This is a genomic window from Chryseobacterium sp. JUb7 (assembly GCF_024806495.1).
Lineage (GTDB): Bacteria > Bacteroidota > Bacteroidia > Flavobacteriales > Weeksellaceae > Chryseobacterium.
The window spans coordinates 565659-581232 of sequence record NZ_JANUFF010000002.1; the positions used below are offsets into that span (position 1 = coordinate 565659).

Here is a 15574-nt window from a genome sequence, read left to right on the forward strand (position 1 = left end):
AATTGAAACTTCTAAAAAGTAAGGTTTTGATCTTTCAGATATTTGTCGAAAATCTGCTGTCCGCTTCTTATCGAGTTGACTGCCCAACGGATTTTCATTCTTAAAAGTTTTTCTTCGTCAAGTTTATAATCAATATCCGACTTCAGAAGCTTTTGTTTTAATTCGTACATACAAATCGAAGCCGCCACAGAAACATTAAAACTCCTTGTAAAGCCATACATCGGAATAGCCAGTGTTTCATCTGCAAAATCTAAAATCTCCTGAGAAACCCCTTCCATCTCTGTACCGAAAACTAATGCAATAGGCTCTGTAATTTCATATTCAGGAAGCATTTTCGCATTATTTTCCAATGAAACAGCAACTATTTTATAGCCTCTGTCTTTAATCTTCTGAAAAGATTCCATACTTCGGGGAAGCTTTTCAACCTCAACCCAAGTGTCGGCACCTTTTGTCACACGAAGATTAGGTTCAAAACTGTATTCTTCCTGCAAAGCCACCACTTTATGAAATCCACACGCCTCCACAGAACGCACAATCGCTGCTGCATTTCGGAACTGATAAACATCTTCCACCACAGGCAGGATAAAATCTGAACTTTCAGGCGAGAAATGTTCGATTTTCTGTAATCTTTCTTCTGTTAAAAACTGTTTTAAATACTCAAAAGTTTGTGCTAAATCTTCCATTCATTTTCAAATCTTTGCAAATTAACGTAATTTTGAGGAATGAACCTTAACTGAGATTCATTTTACTTAATACAAACTGCTACATGAAACGAAAAGTACTGCTCATCTACACCGGAGGTACCATCGGTATGGAAAAAGATTATGAAACCGGAAGCCTTCGTGCTTTTGATTTTGGCAATATCTTCGAAAAAATGCCTGAAATGAAGCTGATGGAATGTGAAGTTTTCGTGCATCCTTTCGCAAAACCCCTCGACTCTTCAGATATGGGACCGGAAGAATGGAAAATCATTGCTAATTATATTCATGAAAATTATAAAAAATATGATGGTTTTTTAATCCTTCATGGTACAGATACGATGTCTTATACGGCTTCTGCATTGAGTTTTATGTTAAAAGGCTTAACAAAACCTGTGATCTTAACCGGCTCACAGCTTCCGATCGGAGATTTAAGAACAGATGCTAAAGAAAATCTTCTGACCAGCTTGTATTATGCAAGTTTATATGAGCAAAACGAAGCCGTTATTCAGGAAGTGGCGATTTATTTTGAATATAAATTACTGAGGGGAAACAGAACCCTTAAATATTCTGCTGAGTATTTTGATGCCTATTCAAGTCCGAATTACCCTATTCTAGGGCAATCGGGAGTACATTTAAATATTATTAAAGATAATTTATACCGGTGTGATCCGCGAATCGAATTTCATGTAGATGAAAATGTATGTGAAGATGTACTGTTCTGGAGAATTTTTCCAGGGATGAAGCTGAATCACTTCAAAGAAATTCCGAAAATGAAAGTTCTGATTCTTCAGGTTTTTGGTTCAGGGACAATCTTCAGCAGCGAAAAAACTCAGGAAACCCTTCAGCAGATCCGAAACAACGGAACTGAAATCGTAGTGGTAAGTCAGTGTATTTCAGGAGGAATATCGTTTGGAAAATATGAAAACAGTAATATTTTCTCAAGAATCGGTGCTATCAGCGGGAAAGATATGACTGCCGAATCTGCAATTACCAAAGCCATGCATTTAATTGACAATCCAAATTACAGAGGGAGTTTCGCAGATAATTTCTCGAGAAGCCTTTGTGGAGAAATTACTGAGTAATTCGCATTAATAATTTGCTAATTCAATAAATTACCTTATTTTTGCAATCTCAATTAGAGAGGTGTCCGAGTGGTTGAAGGAGCTACCCTGGAAAGGTAGTATGCGGGTAACTGTATCGAGGGTTCGAATCCCTTCCTCTCTGCTGAAAATCAAAGTCTTAAGTTATAAAACTTAAGACTTTTTTTATTTAAAAAAAACTGTGTGAATTCCCGATATTCTGTCCGGGAGTTTTTTGTTCCTAAAATATTCCTAAATCCAGGGTTTACTTTGTCTTGATTTTAAACAGTATTAAAAACATTTCAGTAAACGATCAATTGACAACCCTATTAAATTTGTTCCAATGAAGAAAGTCTTATGCCTCTTATTACCATTCCTGTTTTTCGGCAGTTTTTTACAAGCACAGATAAGCCCACCGGGTTTGGGAGACGCAAACACCGCTTTTTGGTCAGCGTTTGGAGTAAAACATAAGCTGGATTCCCTAGGCACGAAAGAATCTTTAAGCTATGTAGCGATAGGAAGAAAAAGCAGTCCTGATCAAGATAACTTATTTTCGAAACAGGCCATTTTTGTATTAAATCATGAGGTCTATAACTCTTTTGCTCCTCACCAGCAGTACAGCTATGCCGTGAGCTACCGTCGACAGCCTGAGTATGAAAGCCGGGAACCTTACGAAAAAGAAGGGATGGAACAGGAATTCAGACTGTATGGAAGATATGCATATACTTTTAATCTTGGTGAAAAATGGAAGCTTAAAAATACCATCCGTCAGGAATTCAGAAAGTTTTTTGATGCTGACTTTCATGAAACCGATGAAAATTTTCAATTAAGAACCCGCATTAAAAGTCAGGTAACCTATAGTTTATCCAAGAAAAATAATCAGAAGCTGGCTTTGAGCGTCGAAGAATTGTTTTCGGTAAGTTATCTGAATACCCCCAACACACAATGGACCTCTTTCGGATATCGGGAAATGCGTATTGCAGCTTACTATATGTTTGCTATTCCGAAATCCCCTTTCACCGTTGATATCGGCTATATGGATGATCTGATCAGAGGAAGCAGAAGCATCCATAACGGAGGTGTACATTATCTGGCTGCTGATCTTATCTGGAATTTACCTTACAGAAATCATTAATTCCTTGTCATCTTGTTAATAGAAACCACCTGATCAAAAATTGTTCAGGTGGTTTTGTTTGAAAATACTAACTAACAATTTTCAAACTATAATTTAGTAATGAATGGTGGTGTATTATTTAGTTACAGATCGTCAGAAACTGATGGCTCATCTGGACTTTAAATCTGGCATCGGACTTCAGTTTTGAATAAATACTGTATTCGGAAGCGTTTATTTCTTTTAATTTGTGATCGATATATTCTGCAATCTGCACAATTGAGAAGATAAAATCTCTGTACGCTGCCATATCAACAGTTTGCCCATAGACAGGAAGGTAAGCCTTCAAAAAAGGAATCGTTGACTGATGCTGATTATAATTAACACAGTATCCGGCACCTTCTCTGGGTAGAATAATCTGATAATCATTGATGGAATCTAAGATACTTTTGTTTTCGTCAATTCTGTTCTTCGAATGATGTTTGTTGATTTTATCTAAAATATGCTGTGCATATTCCATCATGGTAATGTTTTTCCATTCGAAGATATGGTTCATGCTTTTTGTATTTTTGAAACGTTTCCCGCCTTCATCTTCACAAGACGTGCAGAAAGCGATCCCTATTTTGTCGTAATATGGAAAAAAGCAGTCTTTAATCTGGAGGGTGGCATCTGCCATAAGCCTGTCATTCGCAAAATTATAATACAGATAAGGGCTGTATAAATCTGTAAGAGCTTTCAGATAATCAATCTCGCTTGTATTATAATATTCTTCGAACCATTTTTCAAGATTGTTGTAATATGCACTCTCGAATTCTGTAAAACTTAAATAAAATGGCAGTTCCATAGCTTTGTAATTTTGATAATACAAATCTAGGAGCGTAATGCGTCAAAACTTGACGCTTAAAAAATTATTTCAAATATTTTTTACGATAAAAAACTGAAGTCCTTTCCGACAAAGTAATCAAAACAGAACCTTAAATCAACTTACTTTTTACTTTTTACTTTTTACTTTTTACTTTTTATTTATCATAATTCATCATAATATATTCGAAATAATGAATCATCTTCATATAGTTTTCGATGCTGATATATTCGTTGGTGCTATGGATAGACTGCTGCTCAGTGTTATTGATTTTAACAGGCATAAATCTATAGATATTTTTACTTACAATCTGATATTTATAGGCATCTGTACCTCCAACCGTGAGATAAGGCGTGGCAATTGCCGTAGGGTAAATTTCTTTAATTCCGGCTTCTATTAATCTGAAAGCTTTTGTATTGGTAGGGGAAACTGCAGATGCTTCTCTCGTATTGTCAATTTCCTCAACTTCAACATCGAATCCTTCCGTTGCTTTTGCAATATGATCTTTCACTTCTTTCACCGTATTGCCCGGAAGCAATCTGAAATTAACCACAAACTCAACTTCCGGAGAAAGTACATTCGTCCCGTCGCTTCCCTTCATCATGGTAAGTGCTGTTGTGGTACGGACTAATGCATTGGTAGAATTATTTTTAGTCAGCTGTGACAAAAGTAAAGGTTTCAGCAGCCACTGATTGGAAATAGCGAGTCTGTTGGCAAATGGCATAGAGCCACCAATATTATCAAAGAAATTTTTAATCAATGGAGTAATCACCGGTTTCATCTGATGATCTTCCAGTCGCTGCATAATCACTGCCGCTTTTCCGATCGCACTTTCTGTAGGAGGCATAGATGAATGTCCGCCCAAGCCTTTTACTTTGATTTTTGCGGAAAGAAAACCTTTTTCAGCACAGCCAATGACCGCTACATCAGAATCTATTCCTGCTACACTCCCCTTTCTTAAAATTAATCCGCCTTCATCATAAACTGCATCAAACTTTAATCCTTTTTTTCTGAAATCAGCAGCAATCTGAGCCGCTCCTTTCTGTCCGCCTACCTCTTCATCAAAACCAAAAGCCAGATAAATATCACGTTGCGGAACATGACCGCTTTTCATGATATTCGACATTGATTCCATTAATGAAAAAAGCATTCCCTTCATATCAATCGTACCTCTTCCATAGATCCTGCCATTCGCTACCGCCCCTGAAAAAGGAGCATATTCCCAATCTTCAGCAATTTTGGAAACGGGAGGTAAAGCTTTCTCATCGGGTCTGAAAATATTTTCATCTTTTGATATAATATCCGCCTCCCCAGGAGGAACGACATCAATATGGGAAAGAAATAAAATAGGATCAAGATTGGAATTACTCCCTTTTAGTTTAAAAACCAATCCATACGTATTAACTTCATAATGCTCGGTATTCTGATATACCAGAGGATACGATTTTATAAGATATTCTTTAAAAGTCTCAAACGTTGAATAATCAAAATCGCCCAACTCTCCTGTAGAAACCGTTGGTATTTTTATGCCCCCAGAAAGCCGCTGCAGCGCGGAGTCATTTTTCACAAATTTCCAGCCTTCAATATCTCCCGAAGCAATTTTCTTAAAGGGATAGGTAAAGTTTTTGATTAAAACTACTGCAATGAGGATGATAAGAATACCTAGCAGGAGAAAGAGGATTTTTTTCATGGTGATTGGGTTTGTTATACAAATATAAAAATAAAGAGACTACTTTTTCAAGCAGTCCCTTCTATATAATCTCTATTTTTTTTTTAAAGTATCTTTTTTTTCAAAATTGTTATAATACCAAAGTTTTATTTTTCCTTCTAAGGATTTTGGTTTTTTATTTGGATTAAAAGCTTCTACACCATTATTTTCTATCAATTCTTTACTAAAACCCTTCTCAGTAAAAAATCGTTTCCTATTTATATTAGCAATTGTTACATAGAAAACGGCAGTTAGTATAATTATCAGAAAAAAAAACATAAAATATTTTTTGTTATAATTACTATTTCTATTGAAATCACTAAATTTTTCACTATACAAATAATAGCCTAGAAAAATACTTACAATAATGGCTAAGCTAACGTATACTATAGGCCCCTCATGAAATGCTTTTTTACTTATTAGCAAATGTAATAAAGCATAAAATGTATATACATTAATAAGGAGAATAATCCCAAAAATAATGAAAATAGTAAATTTTGCCAATTTAATATTTCCATTATCTTGCTTAATATAATGCAAATAGATATTGTAAATTATTAACCTAAAAAATTTAATCATATTATTGTTTATTTGGTTTATCAAAAAGAGTATCTCCTGAATAGTATTCATACAAAGCTTTTCCTCCAAAATATGTAAGCGATGCAGCCGCTCCCCAAGGTCCCAAAAAGCCAACAACCCCCATTACTGTATCTACAGTAAATTCAGTTCCAGATATACTATCTTGTCCTAAATATTGATATGTAGTAATTCCAAGCCCAACTCCTCCGGCTATTCTTCCTAACCATTTTAATCCAGTTGCTCCTTTGCTTAATGCACTAGCAGAAAAAATACTACCCGTAGAAGCTTTTCCTGCAAGCATTGTAGCTTTCGTCATTAGTGGAGCTTCCCAACCAGAATTCCATTTTGCTAATCCTTTTCCGATTAGAAAACTACTTGTTTCTATTACCCCAGTCGACTTTACAAGATCATTTGAATGGCTTGTAGCAAAATCACCATACTCACTTAATTCTTTTAAAAGTTTCCCAAGCCAATCAGTCTTTTTAGCTGTAAGAAAAATTTCTGGTACTTCAACATCTATGGTCTCACCAATATTAAGACCTGTGCCTACATCATTACTTTTTGCTTTTAAAGCTTTCATTAACGAACTATAAGCCTGTGTATCCCCAAATGGTATACACCCTATTCAAACTGATTATCAGTTAGTTACATCTAATAATTATGTATATCTTGCTCTTGCACTTATTCCTGTCGTTGCTCTTCATGAAATATCAATATTCCCTGTTTCATCTACCCTTCTTCCATCTACGATAATTACTATCTTCAAATTGAATAACTCCGAATTTTGGTATAAGCTACAAGATCAGATTCTTTATCCTATAAAATTCAACTGCCGGGATTATCTAATCACGGATTTTAAATATTAAGTCTAATATTAAGGAAATTTTCTGAAAGTATACTTTAAAATAGCTCCATTTTTTTTCTTTAATAGTAAGGTATCTCCATATGGCTTTTTAATTATACTATCACCTTTTTCTGCGGTAGAAAGGAAAATACTATTATTATTTAAATCACTGGTTATCGGATAAAAAACATATTGTTTATCAGAGAATATTATCTTGATTCCTTTTGCATAATAATCAACATCTTTAACTTCTTCATGTAAATTACTTTCATTAAATTCTAAAAAATTTTCATTAGCCGTTTTCTGTAAATTATCTCCAGTTGAAAAATAATATACGATAATTATAACTAAAAAAATAATAATTGGTATATATTTTTTTATCATTTGCTATCTTGTTCTTAAATCTTTAATCATATATGTATTCGAAAAACCAGCAGCAGCATTTACAGGAACAGGTCCTGCTGGAGCACCCACACCAATATTTATTCGTCCTCTTATTAGTTAATTTCCAGAAGAAGTAATATCTCCTGTTACACCAAGCTCTCCATCTGCTGGACGTGAGGATGACCCCAGATAGTAAGGAAATCAGTGCTTTTAAGCTAATAGAAACAGTTATTATAATAGCTAGTGACTTGCTTGAAGACCATGCAACACCCAACTATAACCTGCTCCAAGACCTGAAATTCCAGATTCTTTATCATTAAATATCAAATTTTATCTTATGGAAATTTTAAAAAAGTATATTTAAAAATATTACCATTTTTTTTCTTTAGTATTAAGGTATCTTGAATTGTTTTTTTTATAATACTTTCACCTTTTTCTACTGTGTAAAGAAAAATATTATTATTATTTAATTTACTAGTTCTAGGGTAAAAAATAACAGTATCCTTTTCCAGTTGTAACATAGTACCTCTAGCATATTCCTTTACTCCAATTAACGGTCCTTTCAAATTACTTTTAGCAAAATTAATATAATTAATTTCATTTCTTTTATCCATGTAATTACCCCATTAATAAAAATTAATTACAGCTAATAATATTATTAATATCAAAAAAAATATTTTATCATAAATGTGTTTAAAATACCTACAGAAGCTGTAGCTGTTAAAAACTGGCTTAAAGTTAGTAACTCGGTTTAGCTCCTAACTTATTCCAGCATCCACTCCAGCAATTCAGGAGAACCTAATGCCTAGGAATCTTTATACCAATCTGATAAATCAATAAATGTACCCATGTAGAGTTTTTTCATATCTAGAGTTTAAATTATTATTAGTTTAAATTCGCTGCAAAAATAATCATTTTACATCACTGTATTAAGACTTATTAAAAAGATTTAATGTGAATATGAACATTATTTCATATCATCTATGCAAAGCTAATAACACACTGCGACAAAACCTGTCGTAATATATCTGATGCAAAAATTTATCTAATGGTTGGAAATTAAAAAGCTTAATCCCTCTCAGAATTAAGCTTAAAAATATCCGTTTTTACTTCAATATTATTTTTAAACAGGATTCAATCCCGAAAAATTATTCTTATTATCCAATTCCTGTTTTCTTTTTCTGATAAAATCTGTCGGACGGATTCCGTTGAGCTCATAGAAAAGATCAGAAAAATTTTGTCTGGATGCAATTCCGCATTCTTTGGCTAAGGTTTCTATTCCATATTTAAGGTATTCTTTGTTTTCGAATAAAAGAGTGGTGATGTAATTTATTCTTAGCTCACTTAAGTATTTATTGAAATTCATTCCTTTATATTCGTTGATAACCTGAGACAGATAATTTGTATTGGTTCCCAGCTGGGTTGATAATTTATTAATTGTCAGTCCTTTTTGTGTAAATTCTTTTTTATCTTCAAATATTTTCAGTTTTCTTAGCAGCTCCTCTACGATATTTTCATCAAGATTGGTTTTCTTCTCCTCAGAAACAGGATAAGATTTTTCATCTAACTGATCTTGTTGCTGTGAAAACTTTTCTTCCAGTAGAACATATTTTTGTTGAATATCTTTCTCTCTTTTATATCTTATAATCAATAAAACGATTAAAGCTATTGCAAAGACAATCAATCCAATAATGATAACACTTCCCCATGAGTTGGCTCTTTCAAGTTGTTTTTTTTCGTCAATTAATGTTTTTGTATCATATTCTTTATGAATTTTAGGCGCTAAATAAATAAAATCCTTTGAAATAATACTATCAGCCTTTAAAAGCTGGCTCGTATAATATAATTGTAACTCCTGATCTCTTTCTTTTTTATAATGATTGATCAGGATTTCATAATTTTCTCTCAATTCAGGAAGAATAAACTGATGCTTCTGAAAAATAGAATCTACTTTTTTGAAATAGACGATAGATTCTGTCTGATTTCTTAGGCTCTGAAAGCTTTTTCCTATATAAAAATAATCCACCGAAAGCCATGCAAAATCATTAGTATTTTTGATAAAATGCATAGACAGGTTTAAATTTTCAATTGCCAATGCATATTGATTCCTTGTATAATCTGAAATTCCTTTACTTAATAAAAAATATCCTTTTTCCTGAGCATAATCTGTATTGTTTTCCGTTTCACTTAATCCTTTTCGGATAGCAGCATCTGCTTCATCATATTTTTCTAAATGCCTATAACAAATAACCAATTGGCGTAAACTGTTCAGATAGCCTTTTTTATTATTATAGATTTCGTTGGGATGTAAATTAGATTTTGTTCGAGCACCGTAATATTCAATACATTTTTGAAATAGTTCCGAAGCTTCCTGATAATATCCGAGATAACTTTTAACTACCCCTATATGATATAAATTCTGGTATTTTAAAAAATCATTTTTAGTATTTTTAGAATATTCGTAGGCTTTCAGGTATTCATTGAGTGCCGGCTGGAATTTTTTATAGTGGTAATAATACACAACCCCCTTTTCAATATAAGCAGTACTGATAAGGTCTTTGTCAGCAGACTGTTTAGCAGCCCAAATCGTACTGTCGGCATAAATCAGTTTCTGTTCCTTTAAAGAAGAATAAAAAACACCGTCTTTATATCCCTGAACGAGTCTTTCAAAGTTCTTCTCCTTTTTTGCTTTATTAATATAAGCTTGTATATAAGGAAGTGCTTTGGGATTATTTTCTTCAAAATTTTCGTATTTCGTCCTCAGTTTAAAATAGTCGCTGTAACCTTCCTGAGAAAAGAAAAGTTTAAAAAATATCAAAAATGATATAATAATTAGTTTTTTAATCACTTTAAAGAGTTAGATAGGTGTAAGTTTTACACCAAAAATACATAAAATCCGTTGAATTTTATCATGCAATGATGAATTAATAACAATATTTGAAATTAAAAAAACAAAACATTTAAAAAACTGAAAATCAATTATTTAAATATGTCCTAATTCATAAATTAGGACGTCTTAATTTCCCAATAGAGACAACAAGTGTTTTTTTTTATGGCTTTATGCCTATAATTTCGAATCCAGAATTATAAACGTAAACCTGGCCGGGATAACCTTTAAAATCATAAGATGATATGAAAAAGTTTATCTCTTTTAAAATTATAGCTTTGGGATTTTTAGCATTGAGCTTACAGTCCTGCAGACAAGATGATGAGAATAATCTGTCAAATTTTGAAGAAAATAGTATAAATAATAAAAATACAGAACAGCAAATAACGTCGAGAGACACCCTGAAAAATCCGGAATCCGGATATGAAGATCCACCGGTAAAAAACGGGACCCATTGGAAAAACAACAAATGAATTAATATAAATATCCTTTTTAAAATTTTATATAATTAAAAAAAACACTAAATCATTCTATATAAAATACCATCCTTTTAGCAGTCATGTTACCAGGATGGTTTAAATCCAATTGTTATTGAAAAAAAACTAATACCCATGTAGATATAATTTAGTTGTTATCATTTCCTGCAAGTAATTGCGAAAGGTTCAGTGATTGTATTGAACCTTTTTTATTTTGAAACTTCTCAATTATTATAATCGAAAAGAGACTATCCGTTTGGGTAGCCTCTTTTCTTTTTTAAAACATTAAGGATTTACAATCACTTCCAGCCTCCGCCTAAGCTCTTATAAATATCCACAACTGTACTCAGTTGTTTTTGTTTAGCCTCAACCAGTTCCATTTTTGCATCCAGTGCATCTCTTTGGTTCAGAAGAACTTCAAGATAATCTGCTCTGGAGTTTCGGAATAACTGGTTGGCAATATCGATTGATTGTTCCAAAGCCTTGGTTTCATCAGACTTTAGTTTATAATACTGATCTATGTTTTTCACTTTAGACATCAGATTTGCAACATCCAAATACGCGTTCAGAATCGTTTTATCATATTCATACAGCGCCTGAATCTGTCTGGCATCGGCCGTCTGAAAATTCGCTTTTATTGCACTTTTATTAATCAGCGGACCTGCCAGATCTCCAACCAGACTATACGCAATAGATTCCGGCATTTTCACCAAATAAGAAGGTTTAAATGCTTCCAGTCCCAAAGTTGTGGAGATTTCCAACGTAGGATAAAACTCTTTTCTGGCTGCTTCTACATCCAGTTTTGATGATTTTAATTCCAATTCAGCCTGTTTGATATCAGGACGATTCGCCAATAACTGTGACGGAATTCCCGTATAAACCGTTTGAGGAATCGTGGTCATAAAATCATCCTTAGATCTTACAATAGGCTGAGGATAACGGCCGCAAAGCGCATTAATCTCATTCTCTTTTTCTGTAATCTGCTGACGGATTGTATATTCTGTAGCTTTTGATTTTGCCAGCTCCGCTTCAAATTTTTTCACAGCCAGCTCAGTAGCTGCAGCAGCTTCTTTCTGAATTTTTGAGATCTCCAAGGCTTTTTGCTGAAGCTTGATATATTGCTGAATAATATCCAGCTGATTGTCCAGAGCCAATAATTCATAATAGCTGTCCGCCACCTCTTCAATGAGGTTTGAAAGGACAAAATTCTTGCCTTCAACCGTTGACAGGTAATGAGCAACAGCAGATTCTTTCTCTGTTCTCAGCTTCTTCCAAATATCGATTTCCCAGTTGGCCATTAATCCACCTTCGAAATTTCCCAGCGGATCAGGCATTTTTTTACCGTCTTCAATTTCTGTAGAGGCATCTCCGGCACCTTCGCTTGTATATCGTCCTGCTTTACGCATTCCGGCTCCAATTCCCGCAGAAACAGTAGGGCTCAATTTTTCTTTTTTTGCTAAAACACCACTTTTTGCAATTTCAATTTCCTGCAAAGTGATCATTAGCTCCTGATTGTTCTTTAATGATGTTTCAATTAAAGCTACCAGATTCGGATCAGTAAAGAATTGTCTCCAGGGTGTCATTCCGCTATTGGTGTTGGCATCTGACTGTTCTTCCTGATTAAAATTCTGAGGGATATTTTCTTTTACCTCATCTTTTATAACGGTCGCCATGGGTGCCTTACAACTTGCTAAAACAAGTGATAAGGCAATGGCTGCTATATATTTATTATAAATCTTCATGTTTGTCATCGTGTTGATAAGGTTCTGTTTGTTCTGTTAAAGGATTTTCTTCTTCATATCTTGCCAGCTTCGATTTTTCTGCAATCGTTCCAAAGATGTAATATAATCCCGGAATGATCATTAATCCGAATATAGTTCCGATCAACATTCCTCCTGCCGCAGCTGTACCGATCGTTCGGTTACCAATTGCTCCCGGTCCTGTTGCCATTACCAGCGGAATTAAACCTGCAATGAATGCAAATGAGGTCATTAAAATCGGACGGAAACGGATGGCCGCTCCTTCAATGGCTGCCTGTGCCACCGGAATACCTTCTTCAGCCTTCTTCTGTACCGCAAACTCTACGATCAATACGGCATTTTTTCCTAATAGACCAATCAACATGACCATGGCCACCTGAGCATAAATATTATTTTCTAATCCTAATAGTTTCAGGCATAAAAATGCTCCGAAAATACCTGTCGGCAATGATAAAATTACCGGTAACGGAAGAATAAAACTCTCATATTGTGCCGCAAGAATTAAATAAACGAATCCTAAACACACCAAGAAAATAAATATAGCTTCGTTTCCACGGCTTACTTCATCTTTGGAAATACCTGCCCAGTCTATCCCGAAACCTCTTGGAAGTGTCTTATCAGCAACTTCCTGTATCGCTTTAATCGCCTGTCCGGAACTGTACCCCGGCGCAGGAGTTCCACTTACCTCAGAAGAATTATACATATTATGTCTTGTAATCTCGGACAGACCATATACTTTTTCCAGGTGCATGAAATCCGAGTACGGAACCATTTGTTCTTTATCATTTTTAACGTATAATTTCAGTAGGTCCGATGGTAATGCACGATATTGCGGTCCAGCCTGAACAATAACTTTATACGGTCTGTCGAAACGAATGAAACTCGTCTCATAATTGGATCCGATTAAAGTTGATAAATTATCCATGGCATTTTCAATCGTAACACCTTTCTGTTCGGCAAGCTCATTATCCACTCTTAGCATATATTGAGGAAAACTTGCAGAATAGAAGGTAAACGCAGAACCCAATTCGGGACGCTTTTTAAGTTCTTTTACAAAGTCATTACTTACTTTTTCCATTTTCTGATAATCTCCACTTCCTGCTTTATCCAGCAAACGGAGCTCGAAACCACCTGCAGCACCATAGCCAGGAATTGACGGAGGCTGGAAGAATTCAATATTCGCACCCGGAATATTCTTCGCTTTTTCTTCTAGTTTTTCAATGATTTCGGAAGCCGATTCTTTACGTTCGTCCCAACTTTTAAGGTTGATCAGACAAGTTCCGGAATTGGAACCTGTACCCTCTGTTAAGATTTCGTAACCTGCTAATGAAGAAACAGACTGCACACCATCAATATCTTCAGATTCTCTTAATAACTCTTTAGCAATCTGGTTTGTTCTTTCTAATGTTGAACCCGGAGGAGTCTGAATAATGGCGTAAATCATCCCCTGGTCTTCCGCCGGAATAAATCCTGAAGGAAGGGAGTTGCTTAAAAAGAAAGTACATGCACAAAATGCCAGTAATAAAGGAAGCGTAACGGTTTTCTTCTTCACCGTTTTATTCAGTAACTTCTCATATTTCCCGGCTCCTTTTGTAAATAAATTGTTGAATTTATCTAAGAATATCGTGATTGGCGTTCTCTTTTTAGCTTTTCCGTGATTATTTTTTAAGATCAGTGCACATAAAGCCGGAGTCAATGTCAAAGCGACTACTCCGGAAAGGATAATAGCAGAAGCCATGGTAATAGAGAACTGACGATAGAATACCCCAACCGGACCGGACATAAAAGCAATAGGAATAAATACCGACGCCATGACCAGCGTGATGGCAATAATCGCCCCACTGATTTCATGCATCGCTTCTTCCGTAGCTTTCAATGGTGAAAGTCCTTTTTCTTCCATCTTGGCATGAACGGCCTCAATGACTACGATCGCATCATCGACGACGACCCCAATTGCCATTACCAAAGCAAAGAGTGAAATCATATTCAACGTAATTCCAAAGGCAGACATAATAGCGAATGTACCAATCAAAGACACCGGAACCGCAATGGCAGGAATCAATGTTGATCTCCAGTCTCCCAAGAAAAGAAACACCACAATAGCCACCAGAATAAACGCTTCAAACAAGGTATGAATAACCTTTTCAATAGAAGCGTCTAAGAACCTTGAAACGTCATAACTGATGTCATAATGCATTCCTTTCGGGAAGCTGGTTTTCTGCAATTCGGCCATCAAAGATTTTACGTTTTTGATAACGTCACTTGCGTTGGAACCGTATGACTGCTTTACCGTAATCGCTGCAGAAGGTTTTCCATTCAATGTTGAATAGATATCATACATGGAAGAACCGAATTCAATATCTGCAACATCTTTCAATCTGATAAATTCTCCATCCGGTTTTGCTTTCAGAATAATATTACCATATTCTTTTTCATTACTGAAACGTCCCGGATATTTTAAAATATATTCAAATGACTGAGATCTTTTTCCTGAGCTTTCCCCCGTTTTACCAGGAGATGCTTCTAAACTCTGAGCATTTAATGCTTCCATCACCTCATCTGCCGAAATGCTGTAAGCTGTTAACCTGTCAGGTTTTAACCAAACACGCATAGCATATTCTCTTGTTCCCAGGATATCGGCAAAACCAACTCCACTTACCCTTCTCAATTCAGACATCACGTTGATATCTGCATAGTTGAACAGGAATTTCTGATCGGCTTTCGGATCATCACTGTACAGGTTAATATACATCAACATATTGGGCTCTTCACGGGTGATTTTCACCCCTTCACGAACTACCAATGGCGGAAGTTTATTCACTACCGATGATACACGGTTCTGAACGTTTACTGCGGCTACGTTCGGGTCAGTTCCCAAATCGAAAACCACCTGAATAGACGCTTCCCCGTCGTTTCCGGCATCGGAAGTCATATATTTCATTCCCGGCACTCCATTTAATCCTCTTTCCAGCGGAATAACTACGGATTTGATCAACAATTCATTGTTGGCACCCGGATATTCTGCGGTGATATTTACTTTTGGAGGTGAAATGGAAGGGAATTGCGTTACGGGAAGCTTTACCAGTGATAAAACTCCCATAAATACTATAATCAATGAGATTACGATAGACAGAACAGGTCTGCGAATGAATTTCTTAAACATACTGCTTCATTTATAGAGTC

Annotated in this window: 13 protein-coding genes and 1 tRNA gene; 4 read left to right on the forward strand and 10 right to left on the reverse strand. The window is 35.1% G+C overall.

Annotated elements, in window-relative coordinates; translation table 11 throughout:
* Positions 1-11 precede the first annotated feature (11 nt).
* The gene (locus M2373_RS06160; protein ID WP_259108670.1) at positions 12-683 is read right to left on the reverse strand and encodes an RNA methyltransferase; all 672 of its coding nucleotides are present in this window, start codon (positions 681-683) and stop codon (positions 12-14) included.
* 83 nt (positions 684-766) lie between these two features.
* Here M2373_RS06160 and M2373_RS06165 point away from each other — a divergent pair, with 83 nt between their 5' ends.
* From M2373_RS06165 to M2373_RS06175, 3 genes are all read left to right on the forward strand, one after another.
* A complete protein-coding gene (locus M2373_RS06165) occupies positions 767-1783 on the forward strand; it encodes an asparaginase (RefSeq protein WP_259108671.1) in 1017 nt (338 codons plus the stop codon).
* Positions 1784-1838: 55 nt separating this feature from the next.
* Positions 1839-1925 (forward strand) — tRNA-Ser (locus M2373_RS06170).
* A 198-nt stretch (positions 1926-2123) separates the two neighbouring features.
* The gene (locus tag M2373_RS06175) at positions 2124-2915 is read left to right on the forward strand and encodes a DUF2490 domain-containing protein (RefSeq protein WP_259108672.1); all 792 of its coding nucleotides are present in this window, start codon (positions 2124-2126) and stop codon (positions 2913-2915) included.
* A 118-nt stretch (positions 2916-3033) separates the two neighbouring features.
* Here M2373_RS06175 and M2373_RS06180 read toward each other — a convergent pair whose 3' ends face one another.
* The 7 genes from M2373_RS06180 to M2373_RS06210 form a co-directional block, all read right to left on the reverse strand.
* A complete protein-coding gene (locus M2373_RS06180; protein WP_259108673.1) occupies positions 3034-3735 on the reverse strand; it encodes a hypothetical protein in 702 nt (233 codons plus the stop codon).
* 175 nt (positions 3736-3910) lie between these two features.
* Positions 3911-5443 carry a M20/M25/M40 family metallo-hydrolase gene (locus M2373_RS06185; protein ID WP_259108674.1) on the reverse strand — a complete coding sequence of 511 codons (1533 nt, stop codon included), beginning with the start codon at positions 5441-5443 and terminating at the stop codon, positions 3911-3913.
* A 72-nt stretch (positions 5444-5515) separates the two neighbouring features.
* The gene (locus tag M2373_RS06190; RefSeq protein WP_259108675.1) at positions 5516-6040 is read right to left on the reverse strand and encodes a hypothetical protein; all 525 of its coding nucleotides are present in this window, start codon (positions 6038-6040) and stop codon (positions 5516-5518) included.
* A 1-nt stretch (position 6041) separates the two neighbouring features.
* The gene (locus M2373_RS06195) at positions 6042-6620 is read right to left on the reverse strand and encodes a hypothetical protein (protein ID WP_259108676.1); all 579 of its coding nucleotides are present in this window, start codon (positions 6618-6620) and stop codon (positions 6042-6044) included.
* A 294-nt stretch (positions 6621-6914) separates the two neighbouring features.
* Entirely contained in the window at positions 6915-7268 is a 354-nt protein-coding gene (locus M2373_RS06200) for a hypothetical protein (protein ID WP_259108677.1), read from the reverse strand.
* 335 nt (positions 7269-7603) lie between these two features.
* Positions 7604-7882, reverse strand: a complete 279-nt coding sequence (locus M2373_RS06205; RefSeq protein ID WP_259108679.1) for a hypothetical protein — start codon at positions 7880-7882, stop codon at positions 7604-7606.
* A 509-nt stretch (positions 7883-8391) separates the two neighbouring features.
* The gene (locus M2373_RS06210) at positions 8392-10116 is read right to left on the reverse strand and encodes an AraC family transcriptional regulator (protein ID WP_259108682.1); all 1725 of its coding nucleotides are present in this window, start codon (positions 10114-10116) and stop codon (positions 8392-8394) included.
* A gap of 284 nt (positions 10117-10400) precedes the next feature.
* Between M2373_RS06210 and M2373_RS06215 the strand changes: the two genes are divergently transcribed.
* Positions 10401-10628: a hypothetical protein gene (locus tag M2373_RS06215; protein WP_259108684.1), complete on the forward strand. Its 228-nt coding sequence runs from the start codon at positions 10401-10403 to the stop codon at positions 10626-10628.
* A gap of 302 nt (positions 10629-10930) precedes the next feature.
* Here the strand turns inward: M2373_RS06215 and M2373_RS06220 are convergent, their stop codons facing one another.
* On the reverse strand, positions 10931-12373 hold the full coding sequence (locus tag M2373_RS06220) for a TolC family protein (protein ID WP_259108686.1): 1443 nt from the start codon (positions 12371-12373) through the stop codon (positions 10931-10933).
* Positions 12360-15554 carry an efflux RND transporter permease subunit gene (locus M2373_RS06225; protein WP_259108688.1) on the reverse strand — a complete coding sequence of 1065 codons (3195 nt, stop codon included), beginning with the start codon at positions 15552-15554 and terminating at the stop codon, positions 12360-12362. The genes M2373_RS06220 and M2373_RS06225 overlap by 14 nt, the downstream gene beginning before the upstream one ends.
* Positions 15555-15574 lie beyond the last annotated feature (20 nt).

Excerpts from the sequence above, each read along its gene's own strand:
- M2373_RS06220 (WP_259108686.1), bottom strand. The coding sequence starts at position 12,373 with ATGAAGATTTATAATAAATATATAGCAGCCATTGCCTTATCACTTGTT.
- M2373_RS06215 (WP_259108684.1), top strand. The coding sequence starts at position 10,401 with ATGAAAAAGTTTATCTCTTTTAAAATTATAGCTTTGGGATTTTTAGCA.
- M2373_RS06205 (WP_259108679.1), bottom strand. The coding sequence starts at position 7,882 with ATGGATAAAAGAAATGAAATTAATTATATTAATTTTGCTAAAAGTAAT.
- M2373_RS06195 (WP_259108676.1), bottom strand. The coding sequence starts at position 6,620 with ATGAAAGCTTTAAAAGCAAAAAGTAATGATGTAGGCACAGGTCTTAAT.
- M2373_RS06225 (WP_259108688.1), bottom strand. The coding sequence starts at position 15,554 with ATGTTTAAGAAATTCATTCGCAGACCTGTTCTGTCTATCGTAATCTCA.
- M2373_RS06175 (WP_259108672.1), top strand. The coding sequence starts at position 2,124 with ATGAAGAAAGTCTTATGCCTCTTATTACCATTCCTGTTTTTCGGCAGT.
- M2373_RS06185 (WP_259108674.1), bottom strand. The coding sequence starts at position 5,443 with ATGAAAAAAATCCTCTTTCTCCTGCTAGGTATTCTTATCATCCTCATT.
- M2373_RS06190 (WP_259108675.1), bottom strand. The coding sequence starts at position 6,040 with ATGATTAAATTTTTTAGGTTAATAATTTACAATATCTATTTGCATTAT.
- M2373_RS06160 (WP_259108670.1), bottom strand. The coding sequence starts at position 683 with ATGGAAGATTTAGCACAAACTTTTGAGTATTTAAAACAGTTTTTAACA.
- M2373_RS06200 (WP_259108677.1), bottom strand. The coding sequence starts at position 7,268 with ATGATAAAAAAATATATACCAATTATTATTTTTTTAGTTATAATTATC.
- M2373_RS06165 (WP_259108671.1), top strand. The coding sequence starts at position 767 with ATGAAACGAAAAGTACTGCTCATCTACACCGGAGGTACCATCGGTATG.
- M2373_RS06180 (WP_259108673.1), bottom strand. The coding sequence starts at position 3,735 with ATGGAACTGCCATTTTATTTAAGTTTTACAGAATTCGAGAGTGCATAT.